The organism is Coleofasciculus sp., from assembly GCF_046565525.1.
In the GTDB taxonomy this organism is placed as follows: Bacteria; Cyanobacteriota; Cyanobacteriia; order Cyanobacteriales; family Coleofasciculaceae; genus Coleofasciculus.
Window position 1 is genome coordinate 1 of the sequence record NZ_JBKHUP010000240.1, and the last position, 1,756, is coordinate 1,756.

2 protein-coding genes are annotated in these 1,756 nt (G+C 43.6%); one reads left to right on the plus strand and one right to left on the minus strand.

Annotation, left to right across the window (positions count from 1 at the left end):
• Positions 1-81: 81 nt before the first annotated feature.
• Complete coding sequence (tnpA, locus tag ACLGGO_RS35460; RefSeq protein ID WP_044211242.1) at positions 82-477, minus strand: IS200/IS605 family transposase; 396 nt, start codon at positions 475-477, stop codon at positions 82-84.
• Positions 478-534: 57 nt separating this feature from the next.
• On the opposite strand from tnpA, the gene ACLGGO_RS35465 reads away from it, so the two are divergent.
• On the plus strand, positions 535-1,740 hold the full coding sequence (locus tag ACLGGO_RS35465; protein ID WP_446422833.1) for an RNA-guided endonuclease InsQ/TnpB family protein: 1,206 nt from the start codon (positions 535-537) through the stop codon (positions 1,738-1,740).
• Positions 1,741-1,756: the final 16 nt, after the last annotated feature.

A 1,756-nucleotide genomic window follows, 5' to 3' on the forward strand; every position in this document is an offset into this window, starting at 1 on the left:
TTTATAGAAACGCCGTAAAACCCACATCCTTTTAGGTGTGGGATATAAGGCGGGTCATCGGAGGTACTCCAGATGACCAAACTATCTGGTCTTCTGATTTTCAATGTAACGCTTAACCGTCTCACTACTGACATTTCCCGCCGTTGAACAAAAAAAGCTTCTAGTCCACATACTTGGAAGCTTTTTTAAATGGGGGAATTCGTCTCTTAATTTGTAAGCTGTTGCTCCTTTGAGTCGATGCATAATGTTTGACGGCGCCACCGTGGGAGGGCAGTTAAGGAATAGATGCACATGGTCAGGCATCACCTCCAAGGCAATAATCTGACAATCTAGCTCTATAGCTTTTGCTCTTAGTAATTCCTCGAATCTTTGAGCCACTTGACCTACAAGCACAGGCTTGCGGCGTCTTGGTATCCAGACAAAGTGATAGTTGATCAACGTAACTGACGTGTTGGCGTGACGATAATCTTGTCCCATTGGTCTTGACAAATGGTCTAAAGACCAATATCTTAGACAAGAGGGAGGAAAAAAGCAATGCTGGTTCTCGAATATAAAGTCAAGGCAAAACCACAGCAATACAAAGCTATTGACGAAGCTATCAAAACGGTGCAGTTCATTCGCAACAAAGCAATTCGCTATTGGATGGATGCACCCAAGGATGCTAAAATCAATCGGTTCGCTTTAAATAAATATTCGACAGAACTACGCAATGAGTTTGCCTTTGTCAAAGACCTAAACTCAATGGCGGTACAAGCGGCTACTGAGAGAGCTTGGCTTGCTATTGCTCGGTTTTACGATAATTGCAAGTCGAAAAAACCTGGAAAGAAAGGTTTTCCTAGATTTCAGAAAAACAACCGTTCAGTGGAGTACAAAACTAGCGGATGGAAGCTTCATTCCACAAAGCGACGCATTACTATTACCGACAAGAAAGGTATTGGTGAACTCAAGCTTTTAGGGAAGTGGGATATTCACACTTACTCAGTTAAGTCTATCAAGCGAGTTCGTTTAGTGCGTCGCGCTGATGGGTATTACTGTCAGTTTTCTGTAGATGCTGAATGTGTTGATATTCAGTCACCTACAGGTCAAGAAATTGGTTTAGATGTCGGTTTGGAGTATTTCTATACTGACTCAAACGGACACCATGAACCTAACCCAAAGTTTCTCAGGAAAGCCGAATCTAGCATAAAACACGCTCAGCGTTGCATCTACAAGAAAATCAAAGGTTCGTCAGGACGCCGTAAGGCAAGGAGCCAATATTCCAGAAAACACTTAAGAGTAAGTAGGCAACGTACCGAACACGCTAAGAGACTGGCGCGTCACGTTTGCAAGTTTAACGACTTAGTAGCCTATGAAGACTTAAGGGTAGCAAATTTACTCAAAAATCACTGTCTGGCAAAGTCGATAGCTGATGCTAGTTGGTATCAGTTCAGACAGTGGTTAGAACACTTTGCTAAAAAGTTGGGAAGACGGGCTATTGCCGTTCCACCCCAGTATACAAGCCAGGAATGTAGTCAGTGTAAGGTAATTGTGAAAAAGTCCCTTAGCACCAGGACTCACGTTTGTTTGTGTGGGTTGATTCTGCAAAGAGATTGGAATGCGGCTATCAATATTTTGCTCAAGGCAAAATCTAGGGATGGGCAATCCCGAAGTAACGCTACAGGAGTTGGAGCCTCTACGCTACTTGGCGCAAGCCTGGTAGAGCAAGTTCTGACGATGAATGTAGAATCCCACGCGCTTTAAGCCGTGGGAGTGTCAA